This is a genomic window from Pseudomonas sp. 34 E 7 (assembly GCF_900005715.1).
In the GTDB taxonomy this organism is placed as follows: domain Bacteria; phylum Pseudomonadota; class Gammaproteobacteria; order Pseudomonadales; family Pseudomonadaceae; genus Aquipseudomonas; species Aquipseudomonas orientalis_A.
Window position 1 is genome coordinate 53,226 of sequence record NZ_CVTX01000145.1, and the last position, 26,344, is coordinate 79,569.

24 protein-coding genes are annotated in these 26,344 nt (G+C 57.4%); 7 read left to right on the top strand and 17 right to left on the bottom strand.

All coding sequences use genetic code 11. From position 1 onward, the window contains the following. Positions 1-13: 13 nt before the first annotated feature. From atpD to mnmG, 12 genes are all read right to left on the bottom strand, one after another. Positions 14-1,390, bottom strand: a complete 1,377-nt coding sequence (gene atpD / locus BFP96_RS14810) for a F0F1 ATP synthase subunit beta (protein ID WP_065886692.1) — start codon at positions 1,388-1,390, stop codon at positions 14-16. A gap of 27 nt (positions 1,391-1,417) precedes the next feature. Beyond that, positions 1,418-2,278 (bottom strand): F0F1 ATP synthase subunit gamma, encoded by an 861-nt coding sequence (gene atpG, locus BFP96_RS14815; protein WP_003195829.1) that lies wholly within the window; start codon positions 2,276-2,278, stop codon positions 1,418-1,420. A 50-nt stretch (positions 2,279-2,328) separates the two neighbouring features. Beyond that, positions 2,329-3,873, bottom strand: a complete 1,545-nt coding sequence (gene atpA / locus BFP96_RS14820; RefSeq protein ID WP_003177064.1) for a F0F1 ATP synthase subunit alpha — start codon at positions 3,871-3,873, stop codon at positions 2,329-2,331. A gap of 21 nt (positions 3,874-3,894) precedes the next feature. After that, entirely contained in the window at positions 3,895-4,431 is a 537-nt protein-coding gene (locus tag BFP96_RS14825) for a F0F1 ATP synthase subunit delta (RefSeq protein WP_003195833.1), read from the bottom strand. A gap of 12 nt (positions 4,432-4,443) precedes the next feature. Beyond that, a complete protein-coding gene (locus BFP96_RS14830) occupies positions 4,444-4,914 on the bottom strand; it encodes a F0F1 ATP synthase subunit B (RefSeq protein ID WP_003195835.1) in 471 nt (156 codons plus the stop codon). 56 nt (positions 4,915-4,970) lie between these two features. Next, positions 4,971-5,228: a F0F1 ATP synthase subunit C gene (gene atpE, locus BFP96_RS14835; protein ID WP_002555987.1), complete on the bottom strand. Its 258-nt coding sequence runs from the start codon at positions 5,226-5,228 to the stop codon at positions 4,971-4,973. Positions 5,229-5,361: 133 nt separating this feature from the next. Beyond that, positions 5,362-6,231, bottom strand: coding sequence for a F0F1 ATP synthase subunit A (gene atpB / locus BFP96_RS14840; protein ID WP_057725770.1), 870 nt, complete (start codon positions 6,229-6,231; stop codon positions 5,362-5,364). A gap of 16 nt (positions 6,232-6,247) precedes the next feature. Then, positions 6,248-6,655, bottom strand: coding sequence for a F0F1 ATP synthase subunit I (locus BFP96_RS14845; RefSeq protein WP_065886693.1), 408 nt, complete (start codon positions 6,653-6,655; stop codon positions 6,248-6,250). A 160-nt stretch (positions 6,656-6,815) separates the two neighbouring features. Beyond that, positions 6,816-7,688: a ParB/RepB/Spo0J family partition protein gene (locus tag BFP96_RS14850; protein ID WP_065894359.1), complete on the bottom strand. Its 873-nt coding sequence runs from the start codon at positions 7,686-7,688 to the stop codon at positions 6,816-6,818. 9 nt (positions 7,689-7,697) lie between these two features. Continuing rightward, a complete protein-coding gene (locus BFP96_RS14855; RefSeq protein WP_057725767.1) occupies positions 7,698-8,495 on the bottom strand; it encodes a ParA family protein in 798 nt (265 codons plus the stop codon). A gap of 18 nt (positions 8,496-8,513) precedes the next feature. Next, positions 8,514-9,158 carry a 16S rRNA (guanine(527)-N(7))-methyltransferase RsmG gene (gene rsmG / locus BFP96_RS14860; protein ID WP_065894363.1) on the bottom strand — a complete coding sequence of 215 codons (645 nt, stop codon included), beginning with the start codon at positions 9,156-9,158 and terminating at the stop codon, positions 8,514-8,516. Beyond that, positions 9,155-11,047: a tRNA uridine-5-carboxymethylaminomethyl(34) synthesis enzyme MnmG gene (gene mnmG, locus BFP96_RS14865; protein ID WP_065897870.1), complete on the bottom strand. Its 1,893-nt coding sequence runs from the start codon at positions 11,045-11,047 to the stop codon at positions 9,155-9,157. The genes rsmG and mnmG overlap by 4 nt, the downstream gene beginning before the upstream one ends. A 541-nt stretch (positions 11,048-11,588) precedes the next feature. Between mnmG and BFP96_RS14870 the strand changes: the two genes are divergently transcribed. The 3 genes from BFP96_RS14870 (at position 11,589) to BFP96_RS14880 (ending at position 15,561) form a co-directional block, all read left to right on the top strand. Beyond that, on the top strand, positions 11,589-12,095 hold the full coding sequence (locus tag BFP96_RS14870) for a sigma-70 family RNA polymerase sigma factor (RefSeq protein ID WP_065936489.1): 507 nt from the start codon (positions 11,589-11,591) through the stop codon (positions 12,093-12,095). Continuing rightward, positions 12,095-13,039 (top strand): FecR domain-containing protein, encoded by a 945-nt coding sequence (locus BFP96_RS14875; protein WP_065936490.1) that lies wholly within the window; start codon positions 12,095-12,097, stop codon positions 13,037-13,039. The genes BFP96_RS14870 and BFP96_RS14875 overlap by 1 nt, the downstream gene beginning before the upstream one ends. Positions 13,040-13,128: 89 nt before the next feature. Then, positions 13,129-15,561 (top strand): TonB-dependent siderophore receptor, encoded by a 2,433-nt coding sequence (locus BFP96_RS14880; RefSeq protein WP_065894365.1) that lies wholly within the window; start codon positions 13,129-13,131, stop codon positions 15,559-15,561. 8 nt (positions 15,562-15,569) lie between these two features. Here the strand turns inward: BFP96_RS14880 and mnmE are convergent, their stop codons facing one another. From mnmE to rpmH, 5 genes are all read right to left on the bottom strand, one after another. Beyond that, the gene (mnmE, locus tag BFP96_RS14885; RefSeq protein ID WP_065936491.1) at positions 15,570-16,940 is read right to left on the bottom strand and encodes a tRNA uridine-5-carboxymethylaminomethyl(34) synthesis GTPase MnmE; all 1,371 of its coding nucleotides are present in this window, start codon (positions 16,938-16,940) and stop codon (positions 15,570-15,572) included. A gap of 79 nt (positions 16,941-17,019) precedes the next feature. Further along, complete coding sequence (gene yidC, locus BFP96_RS14890) at positions 17,020-18,702, bottom strand: membrane protein insertase YidC (protein WP_065894368.1); 1,683 nt, start codon at positions 18,700-18,702, stop codon at positions 17,020-17,022. A gap of 2 nt (positions 18,703-18,704) precedes the next feature. Continuing rightward, on the bottom strand, positions 18,705-18,950 hold the full coding sequence (gene yidD / locus BFP96_RS29210) for a membrane protein insertion efficiency factor YidD (protein ID WP_003233592.1): 246 nt from the start codon (positions 18,948-18,950) through the stop codon (positions 18,705-18,707). After that, positions 18,943-19,350 (bottom strand): ribonuclease P protein component, encoded by a 408-nt coding sequence (gene rnpA / locus BFP96_RS29215; protein ID WP_020302575.1) that lies wholly within the window; start codon positions 19,348-19,350, stop codon positions 18,943-18,945. The genes yidD and rnpA overlap by 8 nt, the downstream gene beginning before the upstream one ends. Before the next feature lie 13 nt (positions 19,351-19,363). Continuing rightward, complete coding sequence (gene rpmH, locus BFP96_RS29220) at positions 19,364-19,498, bottom strand: 50S ribosomal protein L34 (RefSeq protein ID WP_003213577.1); 135 nt, start codon at positions 19,496-19,498, stop codon at positions 19,364-19,366. Between the two features lie 585 nt (positions 19,499-20,083). On the opposite strand from rpmH, the gene dnaA reads away from it, so the two are divergent. From dnaA to gyrB, 4 genes are read left to right on the top strand one after another with little or no spacing between them, the layout of a single operon-like run. Beyond that, the gene (dnaA, locus tag BFP96_RS14900) at positions 20,084-21,589 is read left to right on the top strand and encodes a chromosomal replication initiator protein DnaA (protein WP_065886701.1); all 1,506 of its coding nucleotides are present in this window, start codon (positions 20,084-20,086) and stop codon (positions 21,587-21,589) included. Positions 21,590-21,627: 38 nt separating this feature from the next. After that, complete coding sequence (dnaN, locus tag BFP96_RS14905) at positions 21,628-22,731, top strand: DNA polymerase III subunit beta (RefSeq protein WP_065886702.1); 1,104 nt, start codon at positions 21,628-21,630, stop codon at positions 22,729-22,731. A gap of 20 nt (positions 22,732-22,751) precedes the next feature. After that, entirely contained in the window at positions 22,752-23,855 is a 1,104-nt protein-coding gene (recF, locus tag BFP96_RS14910; protein WP_065936492.1) for a DNA replication/repair protein RecF, read from the top strand. 4 nt (positions 23,856-23,859) lie between these two features. Next, entirely contained in the window at positions 23,860-26,277 is a 2,418-nt protein-coding gene (gene gyrB, locus BFP96_RS14915) for a DNA topoisomerase (ATP-hydrolyzing) subunit B (protein WP_065894369.1), read from the top strand. The last annotated feature ends 67 nt before the right edge of the window (positions 26,278-26,344 follow it).

Genomic DNA, 26,344 nt, shown 5'->3' on the forward strand with positions numbered 1-26,344 from the left:
CCGGGCGCCAGGATTACAGTTTCTTGGCTTTCTCGATCGCTTCTTCGATGCCGCCGACCATGTAGAACGCTTGTTCTGGCAGGTGGTCGTAGTCACCGTTGAGGATGCCTTTGAAGCCAGCAATGGTGTCTTTCAGGGAAACGTATTTACCCGAGGCACCGGTGAAGACTTCAGCCACGAAGAACGGCTGCGACAAGAAGCGCTGGATCTTACGAGCACGGTTTACCAACTGCTTGTCGGCTTCCGACAGCTCGTCCATACCCAGGATCGCAATGATGTCCTTCAGTTCCTTGTAACGCTGCAGCACGTACTGAACGCCGCGAGCGGTGTCGTAGTGCTCCTGGCCGATCACGTTCGGGTCCAGCTGGCGCGACGTCGAGTCGAGTGGATCGACCGCTGGGTAGATACCCAGGGAAGCGATGTCACGGGACAGAACGACGGTGGCGTCCAAGTGGGCGAAGGTGGTGGCAGGCGACGGGTCGGTCAAGTCATCCGCAGGTACGTATACCGCTTGGATCGAGGTGATCGAACCTTCCTTGGTCGAAGTGATACGTTCCTGCAGAACGCCCATCTCTTCAGCCAGGGTCGGCTGGTAACCTACTGCCGAAGGCATACGGCCCAGCAGTGCGGATACTTCAGTACCGGCCAGGGTGTAACGGTAGATGTTGTCGACGAACAGCAGAACGTCGTTACCTTCGTCACGGAACTTCTCGGCCATGGTCAGGCCGGTCAGTGCTACGCGCAGACGGTTTCCCGGCGGCTCGTTCATCTGACCGTAAACCAGTGCCACTTTGTCCAGAACGTTGGAGTCCTTCATCTCGTGGTAGAAGTCGTTACCCTCACGGGTACGCTCACCCACACCGGCGAACACGGAATAACCGCTGTGCTCGATGGCGATGTTACGGATCAGTTCCATCATGTTGACGGTCTTGCCTACACCGGCACCACCGAACAGACCGACTTTACCGCCCTTGGCGAACGGGCATACCAGGTCGATAACCTTGATGCCGGTTTCCAGCAGGTCGTTGCCGCCCGCTTGCTCGGCGAACGAAGGTGCTGGACGGTGAATGCCCCAGCGCTCTTCGGTGTCGATCGGGCCCGCTTCGTCGATCGGGTTGCCCAGTACGTCCATGATCCGGCCCAGGGTCGCTTTACCGACCGGTACGGAGATGGCAGCACCCGTGTCGACAACGTCCAGACCGCGCTTCAAGCCTTCGGTGGAACCCATCGCAATGGTACGAACTACGCCGTCGCCCAGCTGTTGCTGAACTTCCAGAGTAGTGTCCGCGCCTTGTACTTTCAGCGCGTTGTAGATGCTCGGTACGCTGTCGCGTGGGAATTCCACGTCGATAACGGCGCCGATGATTTGAACGATACGTCCGCTACTCATAGCTGGATCCTCTGAATATTTGAACCGTTAAACCGCGGCAGCGCCGCCGACGATTTCCGAGATCTCTTGGGTGATCGCAGCCTGACGCGCCTTGTTGTAGATCAGCTGCAAATCGCTGATCAGATCACCGGCGTTATCGGTAGCGTTTTTCATCGCGATCATCCGCGCCGCTTGTTCAGCTGCGTTGTTCTCGACCACCGCCTGGTACACCTGCGACTCCACGTAGCGCACCATCAAGCCGTCAAGCAGCTCTTTGGCGTCTGGTTCGTAGAGGTAGTCCCAGTGGTGCTTGAGTTCCTGATCCGGGGTCGCCACCAGTGGAATCAATTGCTCCACGGTTGGCTGCTGGGTCATGGTGTTGATGAACTTGTTGGATACCACGGACAGGCGGTCAATCCGGCCTTCCAGATACGCATCCAGCATCACCTTCACACTGCCGATCAAATCATTGATCGACGGCTCTTCACCCAGGTGGCTGATAGCTGCAACGACGTTACCGCCGAAGTTACGGAAAAAGGCCGCACCCTTGCTACCCACAACACACAGATCGATCTCGACGCCGTTTTCGCGGTTTACCGCCATGTCCTTGACCAGGGCCTTGAACAGGTTGGTATTCAAGCCACCGCACAAACCACGGTCACTGCTCACTACCACATAACCGACACGCTTGACGGCGCGCTCGATCATGAACGGGTGGCGGTATTCCGGGTTGGCGTTGGCCAGATGCCCAATTACCTGGCGGATACGCTCCGCATAAGGACGGCTAGCAGCCATGCGCATTTGTGCCTTGCGCATTTTGCTGACCGCCACTTTTTCCATGGCGCTGGTAATCTTTTGCGTGCTTTTGATGCTCGCAATCTTACTGCGAATCTCTTTTGCGCCTGCCATGTAACACCTATCAGGTTAGCAAGCGGGAGCCTTGCGGCTCCCGCTGCGGCTTACCAGGTTTGGGTGGCCTTGAACTTCTCGATACCGGCTTTCATGCCAGCGTCGATATCGTCATTGAAGTCACCCTTCACGTTGATCTTCGCCATCAATTCGGCGTGATCGCGGTTGAAGTAAGCAATCAGCGCTTGTTCAAAGCTGCCGACCTTGGCGATTTCAACGTCGGTCAGGAACCCACGCTCAGCGGCATACAGCGACAACGCCATGTCAGCGATCGACATCGGGGCGTATTGCTTCTGCTTCATCAGCTCGGTAACGCGCTGACCATGCTCAAGTTGCTTACGGGTCGCTTCGTCCAGGTCAGAAGCGAACTGGGCGAATGCCGCCAGTTCACGGTACTGAGCCAGAGCGGTACGGATACCACCGGAGAGCTTCTTGATGATCTTGGTCTGAGCGGCACCACCCACACGGGATACCGAAACACCGGCGTTCACAGCAGGACGGATCCCGGAGTTGAACATGGCCGATTCCAGGAAGATCTGACCGTCGGTGATGGAAATCACGTTGGTCGGAACGAACGCGGAAACGTCGCCAGCCTGGGTTTCGATGATCGGCAATGCGGTCAGGGAACCGGTTTTGCCGGTCACTGCGCCGTTGGTGAACTTCTCTACGTACTCTTCGGAAACGCGGGATGCGCGCTCCAGCAGACGGGAGTGGAGATAGAACACGTCGCCTGGGTAGGCTTCACGGCCTGGTGGACGGCGCAGCAGCAGGGAAATCTGGCGGTAAGCCACTGCTTGCTTGGACAGATCGTCATAAACGATCAGCGCGTCTTCACCGCGGTCGCGGAAGAATTCACCCATGGTGCAACCGGAGTACGGTGCCAGGAATTGCAGCGCAGGAGATTCCGAAGCACTGGCAGCCACGATGATCGTGTTGGCCAGGGCGCCGTTTTCTTCCAGCTTGCGAACCACGTTGGCGATGGTCGATTGCTTCTGACCAATGGCTACGTAGACGCAGAAAATGCCGCTGTTCTTCTGGTTGATGATCGCGTCGATGGCCAGAGCGGTTTTACCGATCTGACGGTCACCGATGATCAGCTCACGCTGGCCACGGCCGACAGGGATCATGGCATCGACAGCCTTGTAGCCAGTCTGTACAGGCTGGTCTACCGACTTACGCCAGATCACGCCTGGAGCAACTTTCTCGACCGCGTCGGTCTCGGTGTTGCCCAGTGGACCTTTACCGTCAACAGGGTTACCCAGTGCGTCGACTACTCGACCCAGCAGTTCCTTACCAACCGGAACCTCCAGGATGCGGCCTGTGCACTTGGCGCTCATGCCTTCGGCCAGACTGGTGTATGCGCCCAATACAACGGCACCTACGGAGTCTTGCTCCAGGTTGAGGGCCATACCGTAGACGCCGCCCGGAAACTCGATCATCTCGCCGTACATGACGTCGGCCAGACCGTGAATCCGCACGATGCCGTCAGATACGCTGACGACAGTGCCTTCGTTACGGGCTTGGGAGGTCACATCGAGCTTGTCGATGCGGCCCTTGATAATTTCACTTATTTCGGAAGGATTGAGTTGCTGCATTGCTCTGCTGCCCCTTCAAACTCAAGATTTCAATGCTTCGGCAAGTTTCGCGATTTTTCCGCGAATCGAGCCATCGATAACCAGGTCGCCGGCACGGATAACGACACCACCAATCAGGGATGCGTCCTCCGAAGCTTGCAGGCGCACTTCCCGATTGAGTCGTGCACTGAGAACCTTGGCGAGTTTGTCTTGCTGTTCTTGGTTCAATGCAAAAGCACTGGTCACTTCAACGTCTACCGATTTCTCTGCTTCGGCCTTGTACAGGTCGAACAGAGCGGCAATCTCCGGCAAGAGCGGGAGACGGTCGTTTTCGGCAATGACGTGAATGAAGTTCTGCACTTTCACATCAAACTTGTCGCCGCACACTTCAATAAAAGTGGCGGCCTTGTCTGCGCTCGTCAGGCGCGGGGCCTTGAGCACGCGCTGCATGGTGTCGTCTTGCGACACTGCTGCAGCCAGGCCGAGCATGGCTGACCAAGAGGCCAGCTGCTGGTGGGCCTGGGCGTGCTCGAAGGCTGCCTTAGCGTAAGGTCGGGCCAACGTGGTCAGTTCTGCCATGATCGCCCTCGCTTAAATTTCAGCAGCCAGTTTGTTAACCAGCTCCGCGTGCGCGTTTTGATCGATTGTGGCACCGAGGATCTTCTCGGCACCGCCGACCGCCAGAGCACCCAGTTGGGCACGCAGCGCGTCTTTGACGCCGTTCAGTTCCTGTTCGATCTCGGCATGAGCCGAAGCCTTTACACGGTCAGCTTCGACGCGGGCTTTTTCAACAGCCTCTTCGACGATCTGGTTACCGCGCTTCTTGGCTTGCTCAATGATCTCGGCTGCCTGTGCTTTAGCTTCGCGCAGTTGCTGACCCACTTTCTCGTGGGCCAACTCCAGGTCGCGAGCTGCACGGCTGGCAGCGTCCAAACCGTCCGCGATCTTCTTCTGACGTTCGTGCAAAGCCGCGATGACCGGAGGCCACACGAACTTCATGCAAAACACTACAAAAATGAAGAACGCAACGGATTGGCCAATCAGGGTTGCATTAATGTTCACGCCAACACCTCGCTCATTCGTTGTCCATCACCCCAATCACTCGAAAAGTCGAGTGATCAGCCAGCGAGTTGACCAACGAAGGGGTTCGCGAAGGTGAAGAACAGTGCGATACCAACGCCGATCATGGTCACGGCGTCGAGCAGGCCGGCAACGATGAACATTTTAACTTGCAGCATTGGAACCATTTCCGGCTGACGCGCTGCGCCTTCCAGGAATTTGCCGCCCAGCAGGCCGAAACCAATGGCAGTACCCAGGGCGCCCAGGCCGATCAACAGTGCAACAGCGATAGCGGTTAGACCAACTACAGTTTCCATCTTTCCTCCCGACTTTTACGTCGTATGGTTTAGGTTTTTTAGATTTTAAAGCGGTAAAACAAATCGTTTCATAGCCCTGTTGGGCCACCTTCCCGTTTCACCGGGAAGGACATCAGACTAGTCGAGACTGGTCTTAATGGTTCTCTTCGTGCGCCATCGACAGGTAGACGATGGTCAGCATCATGAAGATGAAGGCCTGCAGGGTGATGATCAGGATGTGGAACACAGCCCACGCCCACTGCAGAACGATGCCCAGGCCGCTAAGCCAGAGCAGACCGCTGCCGAACATCACAGCGATCAGAATGAACACCAGCTCGCCGGCATACATGTTGCCGAACAGTCGCAAGGCCAGAGAAATCGGCTTGGCAACCAGGGTCACGAATTCCAGCAGGAAGTTCACCGGGATCAGCAGGGCTTGAACGAAGATGTTCTTGCTGCCGAACGGGTGCAGGGTCAGTTCGCCGATGAAGCCGCCGATGCCCTTGACCTTGATGCTGTAGAAAATGATCAACGCGAACACCGACAGGGCCATGCCCAGGGTAGCGTTCGGGTCAGTGGTCGATACGGCACGGAACGGAATGTGCGCATCGCCGGAGATCAGGATGGCCAGCTGAGGAATCCAGTCAACCGGGATCAGGTCGACGGCGTTCATCAGGAACACCCAGACGAAGATGGTCAGTGCCAGCGGTGCGATCACCGGGCTGCGGCCATGGAAGCTGTCTTTCACGCTGCCATCGACGAATTCGACCAATACTTCAACGAAGTTCTGCAAAGCACCTGGCTGACCGGAAGTCGCCTTTTTTGCCGCCATGCGGAAAATCAGGACGAAGATCAGACCCAATGCGACCGACCAGCCCAGAGTATCCAGGTGGAAGGCCCAGAAACCCATTTCCTTGGCTTCTGCTGCGGTGTGGGCAAAGCCCCAGCCGCCGTTGGGAAGCTGACCGAAGGTCAGGTTCTGCAAGTGGTGCTGGATATAGCCCGAAGCGGTTGTTTCTGCCATGGTTGCCTCAAACGCCCTAAGGTTTCGAAAGTCTTGTTTTCATTAGCAGGGGAGCGAACCAGCTGACCAATTGGGTCAACACGAAGACGCCGAATACAGCCAGCGGCGCCAATGGCTTCACACCTGCAAAGGTCAGTGCGAACAGCACTGCCGTCAAAATCAGTTTCCCCGCCTCGCCGGCATAAAAAGACCGGACGATGGCCTGGGCTGCTCGGGCGCCGGAAAACCGAAAGGCCCTGTGAGCAAAATACATATTGGGCAGCAAGGCTATCAGGCCTCCGCAGAGTCCTGAATATCCGGCTACGACTCCATGCCAGTACCAAAGCGCCAATGCAGCGATCAGCAAAACGACAAGTTGCGCCAATAAAACCGGAAAAACAGCCAAGCGATGGAACGGCAACGTGTTTGGCGTGCGGGTTTCCATCACTCTTGCTCCTCAATGGTCGGCTGCCGGAAATCAATAACTTGGCATACTTTGTGCCGACAAAATGCGCGCAGAGTATAGGGGCGGTTCAGCCCCTATTCAACTGCCGGGTAGTGATTTCCGATCACACGCTACATGAGCAAATGTTTCAGCGAATGTTTCAACGGATGTGGGAAAGGACGCCTTGAAGCTCATCGAGAGAGTTATATCCGATGACCAATTGCCCTTTGCCTTTCTTGCCGTGGCGAATTTGTACCGCAGAGCCTAGGCGCTCGGCCAGGCGCTGCTCAAGGCGCGCGATGTCCGGATCAGTTTTGACGGTTTCGACCGGTGCAGGTTTGCCGCTCAACCATTGACGAACCAGGGCTTCGGTCTGACGAACGGTAAGCCCGCGTGCGACAACGTGTCGCGCCCCTTCAACCTGTTGATTTTCCGGCAAACCGAGCAAAGCACGGGCGTGACCCATTTCCAGATCGCCGTGGGACAACATGGTCTTGATGACTTCCGGCAACGCGATCAGGCGCAGCAGGTTGGACACGGTCACGCGGGATTTGCCCACCGCCTCGGCCACTTGTTGCTGGGTCAGCTGGAACTCCTGCTGCAGACGTTGCAACGCGATCGCTTCTTCGATCGGATTGAGGTCTTCGCGCTGGATGTTTTCGATCAGCGCCATGGCGATGGCGGTTTCATCCGGCACGTCGCGCACCATCGCCGGGATGGTGTCCTTGCCCGCCTGCTGGCTGGCGCGCCAGCGGCGTTCGCCGGCGATGATTTCAAAGCGGCCGCCGCCAATGGGGCGCACCACGATCGGTTGCATCACCCCTTGGGCCTTGATCGAGTTGGCCAGCTCTTCCAGTGCCTGCGGGTCCATGTCCCGGCGCGGCTGGTATTTACCACGCTGAATCAGGTCCAGCGGCAGGTGCTGCAGCTCACGCTCGTCGGCCTGCACCGCTTGCTCTTCCAGCGAAGTGACGGTCGGACCACTCAGGAGTGCATCCAGTCCACGTCCGAGACCTCGTTTTTTGACGGCCATGGGGATTCCTTAAGTTGGCTGGGCTGCAGCGGTGCGTGAATTGCGACGTTGGCGACGCACCATCTCACCGGCCAGCGCCAGGTAGGCAATGGCGCCACGGGATGATTTGTCGTAGGCCAGCGCCGGCATGCCATAGCTTGGCGCTTCGGCCAGGCGGATGTTGCGTGGAATCACCGTGTCGTAGAGCTGGTCGCCGAAATGCTCCTTGAGCTGCGCCGACACATCGTTCATCAGGCTCAGGCGCGGGTCGTACATGGTCCGCAGCAGGCCTTCGACTTTCAGGTTCGGGTTGAGCAATTCGGCGATACGCTTGATGTTATCCACAAGGTCGCTCAAGCCTTCGAGCGCAAAGTACTCGCACTGCATGGGGATAATCACCCCGTCGGCGGCCACCAGGGCGTTGAGCGTGAGCATCGACAGCGACGGCGGGCAGTCGATCAGGATGTAGTCGTAATTCTCGCGGATGGGCGCCAGGGCGCTGCGCAGACGGCTTTCCTTCATCTGCATTTCCAGCAGCACCACTTCCGCCGCCGTCAGGTCGCGGTTGGCCGGCAGCAGTTGATAACCGCCGTGCTCGGAGTAGTGCATGGCCTGACCCAGGTCGCACTCGCCAATCAGCAAGTCGTAGACCGAGTTTTCCAGGCCGTGTTTATCCACACCGCTACCCATGGTGGCGTTGCCCTGTGGATCGAGATCGATCAACAGCACCCGGCGCTTGGTCGCGACCAGGGATGCTGCGAGGTTGATGCAGGTGGTGGTCTTACCCACGCCACCTTTCTGGTTCGCTATCGCGAATACCTTAGCCATTCTTGCTTGTGTTCCCAATCATGCCGTGCGGCGCAGTATCAGCAGATGGCGTTGGCCTTGGCAACCGGGTACGGCCAAGGCGTGTTCGCTATCGAGGTGGAAGTCCGCCGGCAATGCTAACAGCTCGTCGCTTGGATGGACGCCCTTCATTGCCAGCCAGCGGGTGTCGTGGTCGCCCAGGTGGCGAGTCCAGTTGCTGAAGTTCTCCATGCTGCTGAACGCCCGGGAAACAATTCCGTTGAAGGGCTGTTCAGGCGTAAAGGCTTCGACGCGGCTGTGGACAACGTGCAGGTTGTCCAGCTTGAGTTCGAGTTTGACCTGGGTCAGGAAGCGGGTCTTCTTGCCGTTGCTGTCCAGACAGGTCACTTGCGACTCGGGAAACAGGATGGCCAGTGGAATGCCAGGCATGCCACCGCCGCTGCCGACGTCCAACCAGCGACCGTTTTCGATAAACGGCATCACGCTCAAGCTGTCGAGCAGATGGCGCGAGACCATTTCGTCCGGATCACGCACTGCGGTCAGGTTGTAAGCCTTGTTCCATTTGATCAACAGGGCCAGGTAGCCCATCAGCAAGGCGTGCTGGGCTTCGGTCAGGTCGACGCCCAACTGGCGCGCACCTGTGGATAACTCTTCGGCGTGTTGCGAGGTGACCAACGAACTCAAGCGCTTTGCTCCAACTGACGGCCCGCGCCGCGTTTTTTCAAATGAATCATCAACAGCGAAATTGCTGCCGGGGTAACGCCGGGGATACGTGAAGCCTGGCCGAGGGTTTCCGGCCGAGTTATCCCCAGCTTGCTTTGAATTTCCTTCGACAGCCCGGAAATGCCGGTGTAGTCGATATCCACAGGCAGCTTGGTGTTTTCACTGGCGCGCAGGCGAGCGATCTCGTCCTGCTGGCGATCAATGTAACCGGCGTATTTGGTCTTGATTTCCACCTGTTCGGCGACCTGTGGATCTTCTGCGCCGCCGCCGGTCACTTCGACCAGGCCGGCGTAATCGATCTCCGGACGCGATAGCAGGTTGAGCAAGTTGTATTCGTGCGTCAGCGGCGTGCCGAATTTTTCGGCGATCGCATCGCCCTGTTCAGTGCCCGGGCGAACCCAGGTGCTCTTCAGGCGCTGCTCTTCGAGGGTAATGCTCTCGCGTTTTTTGCAGAAGGCCGCCCAGCGCGCGTCATCGACCAAACCCAGCTCGCGACCTTTTTCGGTCAAGCGCAGATCGGCGTTGTCTTCGCGCAGGATCAGGCGATATTCGGCCCTGGACGTGAACATCCGGTACGGTTCCTGGGTGCCCAGGGTAATCAGGTCGTCGACCAACACGCCGATATACGCTTCATCGCGACGCGGGCACCAGCTGTCTTTGCCCTGTGCTCGCAGTGCAGCGTTGGTACCGGCCAGCAAACCCTGGGCGCCGGCTTCTTCGTAACCGGTGGTGCCATTGATTTGCCCGGCGAAGAACAAGCCGCCGATCACCTTGGTTTCCAGGCTGTATTTCAGGTCACGCGGATCGAAATAGTCGTACTCGATGGCGTAGCCAGGGCGAACGATGTGGGCGTTTTCCATGCCGCGAATCGACTGCACGATCTGGATTTGCACGTCGAACGGCAGGGAAGTGGAAATCCCGTTCGGGTACAGCTCGTGAGTCGTCAAGCCTTCGGGCTCGATAAACACCTGGTGGCTTTCCTTGTCGGCAAAGCGATGGATCTTGTCTTCAATCGACGGGCAGTAACGCGGGCCGATGCCTTCGATCACCCCGGAATACATCGGCGAACGGTCGAGGTTCGCAGCAATGATTTCGTGGGTACGCGCATTGGTATGGGTAATCCAGCAGCTGACCTGTTTGGGGTGCTGCTCCTTGGAACCCATGAAAGACATGACCGGGATCGGCGTATCGCCGGCCTGTTCGGTCATCACCGAAAAATCTACAGAACGTCCGTCGATACGCGGCGGAGTGCCGGTTTTCAAGCGGCCCACGCGCAGCGGCAATTCACGCAGACGGTGTGCCAGGGCAATCGACGGCGGATCACCGGCGCGACCACCGGAATAGTTCTGCATGCCGATGTGGATAAGTCCGCCAAGGAAAGTCCCGGTGGTCAACACCACGGATTCTGCGAAGAAGCGCAGGCCCATTTGCGTGACAACTCCGCGTACCTGGTCCTGCTCGACGATCAGGTCGTCTGCGGCCTGTTGAAATATCCACAGGTTCGGCTGGTTTTCCAGGGTTTCACGTACCGCGGCCTTGTACAAAATACGGTCGGCTTGTGCACGAGTGGCACGTACGGCCGGGCCTTTGCGGCTGTTGAGCACGCGAAATTGAATACCACCTTTGTCGGTGGCCATGGCCATTACGCCGCCAAGGGCATCGATTTCCTTGACCAGATGGCTTTTGCCGATGCCACCAATGGCAGGGTTGCAACTCATGGCGCCGAGGGTTTCCACGTTGTGCGTCAGCAACAGGGTTTTTACGCCCATGCGTGCTGACGCCAGTGCTGCCTCGGTACCGGCATGACCGCCGCCGATGACGATCACTTCAAAACGGGAAGGGAAATCCACCACGCACCTCGTGCCTGCTTATGTAGGTAATCAGGAATTGTTGGTTGAAAGAGTTTTGCAGCTTATGGCGGCAAGTATAGGGACTTCGCCCTGCCTAAAGAACCCTTTGCACAAAATTTAACCAGCTGTGGATGGATCACGGACAATAGAAATTAAAAGAGAGAAATTTATTAAATCTTTGTTTTTATGTTTATTTCTACTGAGCATCTTTTCTGTGGATAGATTTCTACAGGCCTTTATCTACGTCGTGTACAGGGATTCAAAAGTCTGTGGTCATGTGCCAATGAGGGGCTTGGATAAGTGCTTTAAACCTGTGGATTAAACAGCTGGTTATCCACAGGCGGGTTTTTACTCAGGTTTCAAGCGTGGTTATCAACCGGGCACAAGGGCGGTTATTCACAGGGCTTAATCCACAGAAACGGCTGATTCAATGTCGACCGGCCCAGGGATTCAACGCGGATTCGCGGTCAAGACGGCTATTGTGGGAACACACGAGGGCAGTTAATAATAGCGATTATCATTAACCTACCTCGTCGCGCCTATGTCCCCTCCTTCACACACGGCAGCTGTGCAGCGCATCTATGAGCAACACCATTCGTGGTTACACGGGTGGCTCAAAGGCAAATTGCATAACGCCTGCGATGCAGCCGACGTGGCCCACGATACGTTCGTGCGTATCCTGGGTGGACGCGACGCCGTGCAGATCCTTGAGCCACGGGATTATCTGGCGACCATTGCAAGGGGCCTGGTGATTGATCGCTATCGCCGGCACGCCATTGAGCAGGCTTATAAGCAAACCCTGGCCGAGCGTCCTGAATCCACCGCCATCAGTGAAGAAGACAAGGCAATCATTATCGAAACCCTGGTGGCTGTGGATAAGACACTGTGCAGCTTGGGCGAACGTGCTCGACGGATCTTCATGCTGTCGCAGATCGAGGGGCTGACTTATCAACAGATCGCCGATCAACTGCGGGTGTCATTGACCACTGTGAAGAAACATATGGTCCGTGCCCTGACCGAGTGTTCACTGATCATGGCCAGCCTCTGATGCCCGCCCCTGATCGCAAGACATTCGAGGCGGCCGCCAGTTGGTATGTGCAGTTCCAGGCACAATCGCCGACGCCGGCTGATCGGCTGGCCTGGCAACAATGGCTCAATGGCGACCCTTCCCATCAGGCGGCGTGGAACCAGTTGGAGCAGTTGCAGCGCAGCCTCGGCGCCCTGCCCCAGGACTTCACACGCCGCGCATTGACCAGCACGCAGAAACGCCGCCAGGTGCTCAAGTGGATGCTGGTACTGGGCGGCAGCGGGTATTTGGGTTGGAACGTTCAACAACACACGTCCGTGGGTAACGTATGGGCCGACTACCGCACGCCTGTGGGTAAACATCGAAGGATCGAACTGGCCGACGGCACTCAGGTTGATCTCAACACCAGCACAGCCATTGATGTGATGTTCGACTCGCGCCAACGCTTGATTCGCCTGCGTGAAGGTGAAGTACTTATCCACAGTGGCAAACGTGGCGCCAATACGCCCTTGTATGTGGAGACTCGCCACGGGCGGGTTCAGGCACTGGGCACTCGGTTTACTGTTCGCCAATTGCCGGATTTCACCCGGGTCGGTGTGCTGGAAGATCGGGTCAATTTGTCCCCGGGCGATCAACCCGACCACAACAAGACCCTCGGAGCCGGGGAAAGCGCTGATTTTGATCGACACACGATTAGCCTCCCCCAGCGATATGGCGTGGCGCAAGCCGCCTGGGCGGACGGTCAATTGATCGTGCTCGATGCCAGACTCGGCGATGTCATCGATGAGTTGGCGCGCTATCGGCCGGGCGTGCTGAACTGTGATCCGGCTTCGGCTCAACTGCGCGTTTCCGGCGCGTTCCGCCTGGACTCAACCGACGCGGTACTGGCCAACCTGCAAGCGACCCTGCCGATCCGGGTGAAGTACTTCACGCGCTACTGGGTGTCGGTTAACCGGATCGGTTGATAAAAAATAATCCTCAGGGGGGTTATCTTTTTTTTATCACGCACGGCCCTTCAGGTAATCACGACGCTACCTTCAGGGCTTACCCATCTATGCGCCTTTCCATCCCGCTCCGTCAGCGACTTTCCTGCCATGCCATCACCTACGGCCTGCTGCTTGCCAGCACCGGCGGTACGTTGTTATCCACAGGGGTCATGGCCGCCAGCACCACCCAGCACTACGTCATCGCAGCCGGTCCCCTGGACAGTGCGTTAAGCCAGTTTGCCGCCCGGGCCAATGTGATCCTGTCCTTCTCGCCACAACAGACTTCACGGCTGACCACTTCCGGACTCAATGGTGATTATTCGGTGGATCAAGGTTTCGCCCTGCTGCTGCAGAATTCCGGGTTGCAAGCCGTCGCCCAGGCTCCCGGCAGCTATGGATTGCACACAGTCCCTACGGGCCAGCTCACGCTCGCACCCACCACCGTCAGTGCTTATCAACCGGATGGCTTCAATCAGGACATAGCGGGGGATGTGGGCTACAAGGCCCAGAACAGCCGGGTCGGCACCAAAACCAGTACGCCTCTGTCGCAGACACCCCGTTCGGTATCGGTGGTGACCGGGCAACGTATCAAGGATCAGAAATCGCAGACACTGACCGAAGTGCTGGGGTACGTACCCGGCATCTTCGCGCCGCCTTTTGCCGCGGGCGACGGGCTGGCGGGCGATCTCTTTTTCATTCGAGGCTTCAACGCCACGGACTACGGTTACGGCCTGTTGAGAGACGGACTACGTGTGCAAGGTAATCGGTACGACACCACCAGCGAGCCGTATGGCCTGGAGCGGGTCGAAGTGTTTCGCGGTCCTTCTTCGCTGCTCTACGGTGAGAACGCACCGGGCGGTTTGGTCAACCTGGTGAGCAAACATCCGACCGCCAACCCGCGAGGCGAGGTGCAATTGGGGTATGGCTCAAACAACCGACGCCAACTGGGTGTGGATATCTCCGGTCCGCTCAATGACAGCGACAATGTTCTCGGCCGCCTGGTAATGCTGGGCCGCAAATCCGACACGCAGACCGACCATGTACCGGATGATCGTGTTTACATCGCCCCTTCCCTGACCCTGAATTTCGACGACTACAACACCCTGACCCTCCTGGCCAACTACCAGAAGGACCACACCAACCTGGAACTCGGCCTGCCGGCTGCAGGCACTTTGCTTACTAATCCCAACGGTAAACTGTCCAAGCACACCATGCTCGGCGACCCGGATTGGAATACCTTTGAGCGCGAAGCCTGGAGCACCGGTTACGAGTTCAGCCACAGCTTCAACGACGACTGGCAGTTCCGCCAGAATTCCCGGTACATGCAGTCGCGCATCAACCGCCATGAAACCTGGCCGAGCGCGCTGAATAATCGGGGCTTCGGTACTCAGCTGAACATGACCGCCTACGATCGCTACAACAAATCCATGGTTTATTCCCTGGATAATCAGCTCGAGGGCAAATTCGATATCGGCGCACTGGAAAACACTGTGTTGTTTGGCGCCAGTTATGACCGCACCTCGTTCAACCAGGATTGGGACGCCGGTTTCGCCGGTACCATCAATGTGTATAACCCGGTGTACCTGCGCGAACCGCTCACGCCGATCGCGGTGCAAAACACCTTGCTCGAGCAACAGATGAAGGGCGCATACGCTCAGATCCAGAGCAAGTACGACCACTGGCTGTTCCTGCTCGGGGGGCGGCAGGACTGGGTCGACAGCGATTTCCGCGACAAGGTCAACAAGGCCAGCAGCACCGGCAGTCAAGACCGCAAGTTCACCTACCAAGGTGGCGTGATGTACCAGTTCGACAACGGCCTCACGCCGTATGTCAGCTATTCCACGGCATTCGTTCCGGTCCAGCAGATTTCCAATGCCGGCGCCCCGTTGAAACCCATCACCAGCAGCCAATATGAAGCGGGTGTGAAGTACGAGCCGATCGGCTGGGACACGGCGATGACGCTGTCGGTGTACGACTTGCGCAAACAGGACGACACCTACCTGGATGCCACCACCAACAGCTATCGTCAGGTGGGTGAGAGCCGCGCCAAGGGCGCCGAAGTTGAAATCAACAGCAACCTTACGCCCAACCTGAACGTAACGGCGGCTTATACCTACACTGACGCGCGGATTACCAAGGATTCCGCCACCTCCCTGGTCGAAGGGCGCCAAATGACCGGCGTTCCTCGCAATCAGGCTTCGGTATGGAGCAAATACCGTTTCCTGGAGGGTCAGCTCAAGGGCCTGTCCGTGGGGGGAGGTGTGCGTTATTTCGACAGCACTTTTTCCTACACGGCGCCGACGCTCTACGGGAAGCTGGATGCAGGCAGTGTCACGTTGGTGGATGCCGTGGTGGGGTATCAGATAGACCCGCACTGGTCAGTGGACCTGAACGCGAAGAACCTGTTCGACAAGGAGTATGTGTCCGGTTGCAACGATGCGGGGCGCTGCTATTGGGGTGACAGCCGCACCCTGTTGGGTACGGTGTCCTATAACTGGTAAAGACCTGGCTATTTGCCGATACAGAAACTGGAAAAGATTCGGCCAAGCAAGTCATCGGAGCTGAATGCGCCGGTAATCTCACCTAGCAGCTGCTGCGCCTGACGCAAATCCTCAGCCAGCAGCTCTCCGGCGCCCGCCAGGGTCAGCTGTGCTCGCCCGTGCTCCAACGCCGCACTGGCATGGCGAAGCGCCTCCAGATGCCTGCGGCGTGCACTGAAGCTGCTTTCCGAGGTCTGCTCGTAGCCCATGCAGGCCTTGAGGTGGTCACGTAGCAACTCCATGCCCTCACCCGCGGATTTGGCACTCAGGCTGATAGTCACATGGCCATCCTCGCTGGTTTGCATCGCGATGGTTTCACCCGTCAGGTCGGCCTTGTTCCGGATCAGGGTCACTTTGGCTGGGTCTGGCCGTTGCTCGAGGAATTCCGGCCACAACGCAAAAGGATCCACCGCCTCAGGGGCGGTGGCGTCCACCACCAACAACACACGGTCGGCTTCGCCAATGGCTTTGAGCGCGCGTTCTACGCCAATCTTCTCCACCTGGTCATCGGTGTCGCGCAACCCTGCCGTATCGACCACGTGCAACGGCATGCCATCAATGTGGATATGTTCGCGCAGGATGTCGCGAGTGGTACCGGCAATTTCGGTAACGATGGCTGCTTCGCGTCCCGCCAATGCATTGAGCAGGCTGGACTTGCCGGCATTGGGTCGCCCCGCAATCACCACGGTCATGCCGTCACGCAGCAATGCCCCCTGCCCGGCTTCGCGCAACACTGTGGATAACTCATCGCGGACCTTATCCAGCATTGAAAGGACATGGCCATCGGCGAGGAAATCAATTTCCTCCTCAGGAAAATCAATGGCCGCCTCGACATAGATACGCAGGCTGATCAGCTGCTCGGTCAAGTTATGCACACGCAGGGAAAACGCCCCCTGCAACGAACGCAATGCGTTGCGCGCAGCCTGTGCAGAACTGGCCTCGATCAGATCGGCGATGGCCTCGGCCTGAGCCAGGTCGAGTTTGTCGTTGAGGAATGCGCGCTCGCTGAATTCACCCGGACGGGCCAGGCGGCAGCCCAATTGCAGGCAACGTTGCAGCAACATGTCCAGGACAACCGGACCACCATGGCCCTGCAGTTCCAATACATCTTCACCCGTGAAGGAGTTTGGCCCCGGGAAGTAGAGCGCCAAGCCCTCGTCCAGCACACTTGCGTCGCCATCCAGAAACGGACCGTAATGGGCGAACCGCGGCTTCAACTCCCGTCCGCTGATCGCCTTGGCGGCCGCGCTGGCGAGCGGCCCGGAAATTCGAACGATACCGACGCCGCCGCGACCTTGAGCGGTTGCGACAGCAGCGATGGTTTCACGGGGAGCGCTCATCAGCAGGTTCCAGAAGTAAAGTGTCGGAAAGCAAAACGCCCCACTAGGGGGCGTCTTGAGTGGTTATCCACAGAGTAAATTACGCCTCGGCTTTTTTGGTAGCCGCTTCGATTTTACGTGTGATGTACCACTGTTGGGAGATCGACAACACGTTGTTGACTACCCAGTACAGTACCAGGCCCGCTGGGAACCACAGGAAGAAGAAGGTGAAGATGATTGGCATCATTTTCATTACCTTGGCCTGCATCGGGTCCGGCGGAGTCGGGTTCAGACGCTGCTGGATAAACATGGTTGCGCCCATGATGATCGGCAGGATAAAGAACGGGTCCTTGATCGACAGGTCGGTTATCCACAGCATGAACGGTGCCTGGCGCATTTCCACGCTTTCCAGGAGTACCCAGTACAGCGACAGGAATACCGGCATCTGTACCAGAATCGGCAAGCATCCACCCAGCGGGTTGATCTTCTCTTTCTTGTACAGCTCCATCATGGCCTGCGACATTTTCTGCCGGTCGTCACCATGTTGCTCTTTCAGCGCAGCCAGTTTCGGCGCCACGGCACGCATGCGCGCCATCGACTTGTAGCTGGCGGCCGACAGCGGGAAGAAGATCCCCTTGATCAGCATGGTCAGGAAGATGATCGACCAGCCCCAGTTACCGACGATGCTGTGGATATGTTGCAGCAGCCAGAAGATAGGCTGGGCAATGAACCACAGGAAGCCGTAATCCACAGTCAGTTCCAGGCCTGGGGACAACTCTTTCAGTACCGCCTGACTTTTCGGGCCGGCATACAGGGTGGCGCTGGTTTCAGCCTTGGCACCTGGTGCGACGGTCAACGCCGGGCCAGTAAAACCAATGATGTAGTTGCCCTGGCTGTCCTTGCGGGTTTGCACCAGGTTCGCTTCACCCTTGTTCGGGATCCACGCGGTCACGAAGTAGTGCTGCAGCCACGCTACCCAGCCACCTTGAACGGTTTCTTTCAGCGCGCCCTTGTCGATGTCTTTCATCGACACTTTTTTGTACGGCTCGTTACTTGTCCACAGGGCGGCGCCCAGGTAAGTCGCGGTGCCGGTGGCGGTGCTGGAAGAAGGGTCAGAGCTGGCATCACGCTTGAGCTGGGCAAACAGGTTGCCGCTCCAGGCCTTGTCGCTAGTGTTGTCGATCAGGTAAGTGACCTTCAAATCGTATAAACCACGGGTGAAGCTGAAACGCTTGATGTAATTGACGCCGTCGAGGCTGAATTTCAGGTCGACGTTCAACTGGTTCTGGCCATCAGCCAGTTGATAACTCTTCTGCTCGGTCGAATAAATCGGACGACCGGTAGCACGAGCGTCCGGACCATTGGTGCCGGTCAGGCCACTTTGCGCCAGATAAGTACGTTCACCGCCGTTATCGAACAGCTGGAACGGAACATCCGGATGGTCTTGGCGACGTGGATAAAGCGGCAGCTTCAGCTGGGCAATATCGCCACCCTGCGGGTCGATCGCCAGGTCGAGCACATCCGTTTTAACGTGGATGAGGTCTTTGTTGGTGACCACTGGCGTTTCCAACGGGGCACTTGTCTCGCCATTCGCGCTGGGAACATCGGCACTCGCGGACGCATTGTTACCCAGCGGGGTGTCCGGAATAGCCGGCGCAGCCTGATTGGTAGCAACATTCTGAGTCGGCAGGGCAGCCTGGCCGTAGTCCTGGTTCCATTTCAGGACCATGACGTAGGACACGATTGCCAGGGCGACGATCAGGATCGTGCGTTTAATATCCATGATTACTCGGCCATCGAAGAAGAACGGGAGGTAGGGATAGGTGGAACCGGGTCATAACCACCGGCATTCCACGGATGACAGCGACCTAAACGACGAAAGGTCAGCCAGCCACCGCGCAGAAGACCATGATTTTCTATGGCTTCTAACGCGTAGCAGGAACAACTGGGGTAGAAACGACAGTGGCTGGCCATCAGAGGACTAATGGCATAGCGATAAAACTGGATCGGAACGATTGCCAGTTTACGCATCAAGGCTGTCTACCCCTACAGTTTCGGTGCTGACTGCTGGTGCTGGTTTGTGGGTACGCGCCAGACGTTTCCAGAGCTTGCCGAAATGCTGAATCAATTCGGGGTTTTCTACATCCCCCAAGCCTTTGCGCGCGACGATAACAATATCCCACCCAACCAGAGTGTCCTGGTGGAGGCGAAACGATTCGCGCATCAGACGCTTGAGGCGATTGCGCTCAACGGAGAGCTTTACGCTCTTCTTGCCGATCACCAACCCGAGACGGGGGTGATCAAGATCGTTGTTACGCGCAAGGAGCAGGAGATTTTTCCCCGGAACCTTGCCGGTGGGGGAGTCAAAGACTGCCTTGAAGTGCCGGGGGGTTAGCAGACGCTTTTCCCGACTGAAGTCCTGACTCACCACCAGTACCGGATTATCAAACTGCCAGACGCGCACGACCTTTGGCGCGGCGACGCGACAGGACAGCACGGCCGTTCTTGGTAGCCATGCGAGCACGGAAGCCGTGAGTACGGGCGCGTTTGATGGTGCTTGGTTGGAAAGTACGTTTCATGGCGTTGTTACCTGGTTCGTCCACAACGGGCCGGAATGGCCCCCGTTTTAAGAGACCGGCGATTCTAGAGAAAGCAAGCCTCTAGGTCAATTTCCAACCAGCTTTTCCTTCAATTAGATATCTGGAGGCCACCTCGCCCTTTCCATCCGCCTGGCTTCCACGAGGAGTGACATAGATATAAAAATAAAGAAGGAAGTTATTTAAAGCTTTTCTGTAAAGCTTATAAAAGCTAGAGAGGCGTTCTTCTGTGGATAACTACGTTCAGGCCATATTCGACGTGGTGTACAGAGGATGACAACACAGGGGAGAAACGGTGCTCTGCCTGTGCTGCGCTGTCGGATAAGCTGTGGGTGGAATGGGTTGTTATCCACAGGTCAGTTACCCACAGACTTTTGCTCCTACTTGTGCAACGAGCTCAGGTACGGTTATCCACAGAGCTTATTCACAGACCGGCGGTCGCCTTTATTCCAGTTAAGGCGTTGATTTTGGGTGCCCTGTGAGCAACCTTCATGTGGATAAGTGGACGGCTGGCCGCTACAATGGCGGCTGTTTTTGCCTCACCGGCTTTCAACTTAGGGGATATCCGTGTCAGTGGAACTTTGGCAGCAGTGCGTGGAGCTTTTGCGCGATGAGCTGCCTGCCCAGCAATTCAACACCTGGATCCGTCCGCTACAGGTCGAAGCCGAAGGCGACGAGTTGCGTGTCTATGCGCCCAATCGTTTTGTTCTCGACTGGGTCAACGAGAAGTACCTTAGCCGCGTTCTCGAATTGCTCGACGAACATGGCAACGGCATCGCCCCCGTGCTTTCCTTATTAATAGGCAGCAAACGCAGCTCCGCCCCTCGCGCTGCCCCGAATGCGCCATTGGCTGCGGCTGCCTCGCAGTCCCAGGCTGCACCGGTTGCTGCAGCGCCTGCACCGACGCCCGCCAAATCATCTGCGCCTAAAAATGCACCGCAGAACGAAGAGCCGTCCCGTGACAGCTTCGATCCCATGGCCGGAGCCAGTTCTCAACAAGCTCCCGTTCGTGCCGAACAGCGCACCGTGCAGGTGGAGGGCGCGCTCAAGCACACCAGCTACCTGAACCGCACGTTTACCTTCGAGAATTTCGTCGAGGGCAAGTCCAACCAGTTGGCTCGTGCGGCCGCCTGGCAAGTGGCCGACAACCCCAAGCACGGTTACAACCCGCTCTTCCTTTATGGCGGCGTCGGCTTGGGTAAAACGCACTTGATGCACGCTGTGGGTAACCATCTGTTAAAGAAGAACCCGAATGCCAAGGTGGTCTACCTGCATTCGGAGCGCTTCGTGGCTGACATGGTCAAGGCCCTGCAACTCAACGCCATCAACGAGTTCAAGCGCTTTTACCGCTCCGTTGATGCGTTACTGATCGATGACATTCAGTTCTTCGCGCGCAAGGAACGTTCCCAGGAAGAGTTTTTCCACACGTTCAACGCCCTGCTCGAAGGCGGACAGCAGGTGATCCTCACCAGTGACCGTTATCCGAAAGAAATCGAAGGCCTTGAGGAGCGCTTGAAGTCGCGCTTCGGCTGGGGTTTGACGGTTGCCGTAGAGCCGCCCGAGCTGGAAACTCGCGTCGCGATCCTGATGAAAAAGGCCGACCAGGCCAAAGTCGACCTGCCCCACGATGCCGCGTTCTTTATTGCCCAACGTATTCGTTCCAACGTGCGTGAACTCGAAGGTGCGCTCAAGCGGGTCATCGCGCACTCCCACTTCATGGGGCGCGACATCACCATCGAGCTGATTCGCGAATCCCTGAAAGACTTGCTGGCGCTGCAGGACAAACTGGTGAGTGTGGATAACATCCAGCGCACCGTTGCCGAGTACTACAAGATCAAGATTTCCGACCTGCTGTCCAAGCGCCGTTCGCGCTCGGTCGCACGCCCGCGCCAGGTGGCCATGGCCCTCTCCAAAGAGTTGACCAACCACAGCCTGCCGGAAATCGGTGATGTATTTGGTGGTCGCGACCACACCACGGTTTTGCACGCGTGCCGCAAGATCAACGAACTTAAGGAATCCGACGCGGATATTCGCGAGGACTACAAGAACCTGCTGCGTACACTGACTACCTGATGACACCAGCGCAGCTTATTAAGGCAAGGGACTAGACCATGCATTTCACCATTCAACGCGAAGCCCTGTTGAAACCCCTGCAACTGGTCGCAGGCGTCGTCGAGCGCCGACAGACCTTGCCGGTGCTTTCCAACGTACTACTGGTGGTCGAAGGCCAGCAGTTGTCCCTGACCGGTACCGACCTTGAAGTCGAGCTGGTTGGCCGTGTGCAGCTCGAAGAGCCCGCCGAACCTGGCGAGATCACCGTGCCGGCACGCAAGCTGATGGATATCTGCAAGAGCCTGCCGAACGACGCGCTGATCGACATCAAGGTTGATGAATCGAAACTGGTGGTCAAAGCCGGGCGCAGCCGTTTCACCCTGTCCACCTTGCCGGCCAACGATTTCCCGACGGTGGAAGAAGGCCCAGGTTCGCTGACCTGCAGCCTGGAGCAGAGCAAGCTGCGTCGCTTGATCGAGCGCACCAGCTTCGCCATGGCCCAGCAGGACGTGCGCTACTACCTTAATGGCATGCTGCTGGAAGTGTCCGAAGGGATCATCCGCGCGGTCGCCACTGACGGTCACCGCTTGGCGATGTGTTCGATGCGCGCCGATATCGGCCAGCCGGATCGTCACCAGGTCATCGTGCCGCGTAAAGGTATCCTCGAATTGGCGCGTTTGCTGACTGAGCCGGATGGCAACGTCAGCATCGTTCTGGGTCAACACCACATCCGCGCGACCACCGGCGAATTCACCTTCACCTCCAAGCTGGTCGACGGCAAGTTCCCCGACTACGAGCGCGTGTTGCCTAAAGGTGGCGACAAGCTGGTACTTGGCGATCGCCAGGCCTTGCGTGAAGCGTTCAGCCGTACCGCCATTCTGTCTAACGAGAAGTATCGGGGTATTCGTCTGCAACTGGCCAATGGTCAGCTGAAGATCCAGGCGAACAACCCGGAACAGGAAGAGGCGGAAGAAGAAGTCGGCGTTGACTACAACGGCGGCAACCTGGAGATCGGCTTTAACGTGAGCTATCTGCTGGACGTGCTGGGGGTGATGACCACTGAACAGGTTCGCCTGATTCTGTCGGACTCCAATAGCAGCGCACTGGTACAAGAATCCGATAACGACGACTCGGCTTATGTTGTTATGCCGATGCGTCTGTAATCATGCTCAGCAGAAGCTAGATGTCCCTCAGTCGTGTCTCGGTCACCGCGGTGCGCAATCTGCACCCGGTGACCTTCTCCCCTTCCCCTCGCATCAACATTCTTCATGGCGCCAATGGCAGTGGAAAAACCAGCGTGCTGGAAGCCATCCACCTGCTGGGGCTCGCCCGTTCCTTTCGCAGCGCTCGCTTGTTGCCGGTGATCCAATACGAGCATTTGGCGTGCACGGTATTTGGCCAAGTTGAATTGGCTGAAGGTGGGCACAGCGCATTGGGGATATCCCGTGATCGCAGCGGGGAGTTTCAGATTCGCATCGATGGGCAAAATGCGCGCAGCGCAGCGCAGTTGGCGGAAATCCTGCCGTTGCAGTTGATCAACCCCGACAGTTTCCGCTTGTTGGAAGGTGCACCAAAAATTCGCCGGCAATTCCTCGATTGGGGAGTGTTCCACGTGGAACCCCGTTTCATGGCCACGTGGCAGCGCTTGCAGAAGGCCCTGCGGCAGCGGAACTCATGGCTGCGGCATGGTACACTTGACGCCGCTTCACAAGCGGCCTGGGACCGGGAGCTGTGCCTGGCCAGCGACGAAATAGATGAATACCGCCGTGCCTATATCAAAGCCTTGAAACCAGTCTTTGAGCAGACCTTGAGCGAGCTGCTGGACCTCGAGGGGCTGACGCTGAGTTATTACCGTGGTTGGGACAAGGAACGCGAGCTGAGTGCAGTGCTTGCGACCTCCCTGCAGCGTGACCAGCAGATTGGCCACACCCAGGCCGGACCCCAACGTGCTGATTTGCGTCTTAGATTAGGCGCTCACAATGCTGCGGATATTCTGTCCCGCGGCCAGCAAAAGTTGGTGGTGTGTGCATTGCGTATCGCGCAGGGGCACCTGGTCAGCCAGGCCCGACGCGGTCAGTGTATTTATCTGGTGGATGACTTGCCGTCCGAACTCGACGAGCAACACCGCCGCGCGTTATGCCGCTTATTGGAAGACTTACGCTGCCAAGTGTTTATCACCTGTGTAGACCACGAATTATTGAGGGAAGGCTGGCAGACGGAAACGCCAGTCGCTTTGTTCCACGTGGAACAAGGCCGTATCACCCAGACCCACGACCATCGGGAGTGAAGGCATGAGCGAAGAAAACACGTACGACTCGACCAGCATTAAAGTGCTGAAAGGTTTGGATGCCGTACGCAAACGTCCCGGTATGTACATTGGCGACACCGATGATGGTAGCGGTCTGCACCACATGGTGTTCGAGGTGGTCGATAACTCCATCGACGAAGCTCTGGCCGGTCACTGCGACGACATCAGCATCATCATCCACCCGGACGAATCCATTACCGTGCGCGACAACGGCCGCGGTATTCCGGTAGATGTGCATAAAGAAGAAGGCGTCTCGGCGGCAGAGGTCATCATGACCGTGCTCCACGCCGGCGGTAAGTTCGACGACAACTCCTACAAAGTATCCGGTGGCTTGCACGGTGTAGGTGTGTCGGTAGTGAACGCGCTGTCCGAAGAGCTGGTGCTCACCGTACGCCGCAGCGGCAAGATCTGGGAACAGACTTACGTCCACGGTGTGCCACAGGAGCCGATGAAAATCGTCGGCGACAGTGAAACCACAGGCACCCAGATCCACTTCAAGCCTTCGGCTGAAACCTTCAAGAACATCCACTTCAGCTGGGACATCCTGGCCAAGCGGATTCGTGAACTGTCGTTCCTCAACTCCGGTGTCGGCATCATCCTCAAGGATGAGCGCAGCGCCAAGGAAGAGTTGTTCAAGTACGAAGGCGGCCTGCGTGCGTTCGTTGAATACCTGAACACCAACAAGACTGCGGTCAACCAGGTGTTCCACTTCAACATCCAGCGTGAAGACGGCATCGGCGTTGAAATCGCCCTGCAGTGGAACGACAGCTTCAACGAGAACCTGTTGTGCTTCACCAACAACATTCCGCAGCGCGATGGCGGTACGCACCTGGTGGGTTTCCGTTCCGCGCTCACGCGTAACCTCAATACCTACATCGAAGCGGAAGGCTTGGCGAAGAAGCACAAAGTCGCCACCACCGGTGATGATGCCCGTGAAGGCCTGACGGCGATCATCTCGGTAAAAGTGCCGGATCCGAAGTTCAGCTCCCAGACCAAAGACAAGCTGGTGTCTTCCGAAGTGAAGACCGCTGTGGAACAGGAGATGGGCAAGTACTTCTCCGACTTCCTGCTGGAGAACCCGAACGAAGCCAAGCTGGTTGTCGGCAAGATGATCGACGCCGCGCGTGCCCGTGAAGCGGCGCGTAAAGCCCGTGAAATGACCCGTCGCAAAGGCGCGCTGGACATCGCCGGTCTGCCGGGCAAGTTGGCTGACTGTCAGGAGAAGGACCCTGCCCTCTCCGAACTGTACCTGGTGGAAGGTGACTCTGCTGGCGGTTCCGCCAAGCAGGGTCGTAACCGTCGCACCCAGGCCATCCTGCCGTTGAAGGGCAAGATCCTCAACGTCGAGAAAGCGCGCTTCGACAAGATGATTTCCTCCCAGGAAGTCGGCACCTTGATCACCGCTCTGGGCTGCGGCATCGGCCGTGACGAGTACAACATCGACAAGCTGCGCTACCACAACATCATCATCATGACCGATGCTGACGTCGACGGTTCGCACATCCGTACCCTGCTGCTGACCTTCTTCTTCCGTCAGTTGCCAGAACTGATCGAGCGCGGCTACATCTACATTGCCCAGCCGCCGTTGTACAAAGTGAAAAAAGGCAAGCAAGAGCAATACATCAAAGACGACGACGCCATGGAAGAGTACATGACGCAGTCGGCCCTGGAAGATGCGAGCCTGCACTTGAACGACGAAGCCCCAGGTATCTCCGGGGAGGCGCTGGAGCGCCTGGTCAATGACTTCCGCATGGTGATGAAGACGCTCAAGCGCTTGTCGCGCCTGTACCCTCAGGAGCTGACCGAGCACTTCATCTACCTGCCGGCCATCACCCTGGAACAGTTGGGCGATCATGCACACATGCAGGATTGGCTGGCCCAGTACGAAGTGCGTCTGCGCACGGTGGAGAAGTCTGGCCTGGTGTATAAAGCCAGCCTGCGCGAAGACCGTGAACGTAACGTATGGCTGCCGGAGATCGAGTTGATCTCCCACGGTTTGTCGAACTACGTCACCTTCAACCGCGACTTCTTCGGCAGCAATGACTATAAGACAGTCGTCACCCTCGGCGCGCAACTGAGCACCCTGTTGGACGACGGTGCTTACATTCAGCGTGGTGAACGCAAGAAGCAGGTCAAGGAGTTCAAGGAAGCCCTGGACTGGTTGATGGCTGAAAGCACCAAGCGTCACACCATCCAGCGCTACAAAGGCCTGGGCGAAATGAACCCGGATCAGCTGTGGGAAACCACCATGGACCCGGCTCAGCGTCGTATGCTGCGTGTGACCATCGAAGACGCCATTGGCGCCGACCAGATCTTCAACACCCTGATGGGTGATGCGGTCGAGCCTCGTCGTGACTTCATCGAAAGCAATGCGCTGGCCGTGTCCAACCTGGATTTCTGATCAGGTGCAAGTTCACAGAATAGTTGCGACGTTTCACAAAGAAATGGTTCGACCAGCCCCTGGGGTT

Coding starts and splice junctions, on each gene's coding strand:
- atpD (WP_065886692.1), bottom strand. CDS start 1,390: ATGAGTAGCGGACGTATCGTTCAAATCATCGGCGCCGTTATCGACGTG.
- atpG (WP_003195829.1), bottom strand. CDS start 2,278: ATGGCAGGCGCAAAAGAGATTCGCAGTAAGATTGCGAGCATCAAAAGC.
- atpA (WP_003177064.1), bottom strand. CDS start 3,873: ATGCAGCAACTCAATCCTTCCGAAATAAGTGAAATTATCAAGGGCCGC.
- BFP96_RS14825 (WP_003195833.1), bottom strand. CDS start 4,431: ATGGCAGAACTGACCACGTTGGCCCGACCTTACGCTAAGGCAGCCTTC.
- atpE (WP_002555987.1), bottom strand. CDS start 5,228: ATGGAAACTGTAGTTGGTCTAACCGCTATCGCTGTTGCACTGTTGATC.
- atpB (WP_057725770.1), bottom strand. CDS start 6,231: ATGGCAGAAACAACCGCTTCGGGCTATATCCAGCACCACTTGCAGAAC.
- BFP96_RS14845 (WP_065886693.1), bottom strand. CDS start 6,655: ATGGAAACCCGCACGCCAAACACGTTGCCGTTCCATCGCTTGGCTGTT.
- BFP96_RS14850 (WP_065894359.1), bottom strand. CDS start 7,688: ATGGCCGTCAAAAAACGAGGTCTCGGACGTGGACTGGATGCACTCCTG.
- BFP96_RS14855 (WP_057725767.1), bottom strand. CDS start 8,495: ATGGCTAAGGTATTCGCGATAGCGAACCAGAAAGGTGGCGTGGGTAAG.
- BFP96_RS14870 (WP_065936489.1), top strand. CDS start 11,589: ATGTCCCCTCCTTCACACACGGCAGCTGTGCAGCGCATCTATGAGCAA.
- BFP96_RS14875 (WP_065936490.1), top strand. CDS start 12,095: ATGCCCGCCCCTGATCGCAAGACATTCGAGGCGGCCGCCAGTTGGTAT.
- BFP96_RS14880 (WP_065894365.1), top strand. CDS start 13,129: ATGCGCCTTTCCATCCCGCTCCGTCAGCGACTTTCCTGCCATGCCATC.
- mnmE (WP_065936491.1), bottom strand. CDS start 16,940: ATGAGCGCTCCCCGTGAAACCATCGCTGCTGTCGCAACCGCTCAAGGT.
- yidC (WP_065894368.1), bottom strand. CDS start 18,702: ATGGATATTAAACGCACGATCCTGATCGTCGCCCTGGCAATCGTGTCC.
- yidD (WP_003233592.1), bottom strand. CDS start 18,950: ATGCGTAAACTGGCAATCGTTCCGATCCAGTTTTATCGCTATGCCATT.
- rpmH (WP_003213577.1), bottom strand. CDS start 19,498: ATGAAACGTACTTTCCAACCAAGCACCATCAAACGCGCCCGTACTCAC.
- dnaN (WP_065886702.1), top strand. CDS start 21,628: ATGCATTTCACCATTCAACGCGAAGCCCTGTTGAAACCCCTGCAACTG.
- recF (WP_065936492.1), top strand. CDS start 22,752: ATGTCCCTCAGTCGTGTCTCGGTCACCGCGGTGCGCAATCTGCACCCG.
- gyrB (WP_065894369.1), top strand. CDS start 23,860: ATGAGCGAAGAAAACACGTACGACTCGACCAGCATTAAAGTGCTGAAA.